This is a genomic window from Vibrio sp. 10N.222.46.A1 (genome assembly GCF_041473595.1).
GTDB lineage: Bacteria > Pseudomonadota > Gammaproteobacteria > Enterobacterales > Vibrionaceae > Vibrio > Vibrio tasmaniensis_A.
Map to the genome: position 1 here is coordinate 1 of NZ_JBFRSN010001840.1, position 465 is coordinate 465.

Genomic DNA, 465 nt, shown 5'->3' on the forward strand with positions numbered 1-465 from the left:
GAGTTGATAGATATTGAGTATATTGTGTTGTCAAAGTGTCGGGGGACATCATGGATAAACAGACAGAGACGCGTGTAGAGTTTGATTACACAACATTTCTTGGCGCCTCATGCAGTAAAAAATGGACTTTTCTGGAAGCACTAACCACGATTGCGCCAGTATTTAGTACCGTCTGGCGAGATAGCATTAAAGAGCTAGCCAGCCCTGAAGATCGTTTATGGCAGATGGCATTGAAATCGATGTCGACGCGTAAAAGTGATGAGTCAAACATTGTTACCTTACTCAAGCTAGCCAAGCTAGAGGGGATCAATGAACTCAAAGTTGCTATGCCATATTCTCTTGAAGAAGAGCAGATCGAGTACATTGAATCGCGCAGTCATTTGGTGATTGCCGAGAATACTGGAGAAGAGTTTACTATTAAGCTTTAATCTATCAGTATTGCTTAGAGCTTAGAGCTTAGAGCTT

General features: G+C 41.9%; 1 protein-coding gene. It reads left to right on the top strand.

Going from position 1 to position 465, the window contains the following annotated elements; genetic code table 11:
- Positions 1–50 precede the first annotated feature (50 nt).
- Positions 51–428 (top strand): hypothetical protein, encoded by a 378-nt coding sequence (locus tag AB4496_RS29560; protein WP_009846478.1) that lies wholly within the window; start codon positions 51–53, stop codon positions 426–428.
- The last annotated feature ends 37 nt before the right edge of the window (positions 429–465 follow it).